Source organism: Pseudomonas huaxiensis (genome assembly GCF_003231275.1).
Lineage (GTDB): Bacteria > Pseudomonadota > Gammaproteobacteria > Pseudomonadales > Pseudomonadaceae > Aquipseudomonas > Aquipseudomonas huaxiensis.
In genome coordinates this window covers 1-281 of sequence record NZ_QKVL01000211.1, presented here as the reverse complement: position 1 = coordinate 281, position 281 = coordinate 1, and the positions used below count along the sequence as shown (strand labels likewise).

Sequence of the window (281 nt, the reverse complement as noted above, 5' to 3'; positions counted from 1 at the left end):
CAGTGGTGCCAGTGATGGTTACGCTAACGCTACCGGCATCCACATAAACAGTGTCTTTCGGCGCGGCGAAGGTCACGGAGCCTTCACTCGCATCCTTGGCGATGGTGATGGTTTCACCATTGCTCAAGGTGATCTTCATCTCGGTGCCGGCTGGGTTGGTCAGCTTGGCGGTGTAAACGATGTTGCCGCCTTCCTGGACCGAGCCGGTCGCGGACAGGGTCAGGCCGGTGGTGTCCAGACGAGCCGGATCATCGGTGACGACGGTGGTCGGAGTGCCGGCG

1 protein-coding gene is annotated in these 281 nt (G+C 61.2%); it reads right to left on the bottom strand.

Annotated features, from left to right (window positions below; translation table 11 throughout):
• Positions 1-281, bottom strand: a 281-nt coding sequence (locus tag DM374_RS32925) for an immunoglobulin-like domain-containing protein (protein ID WP_157969839.1), incomplete at both ends; no start/stop codon positions are given.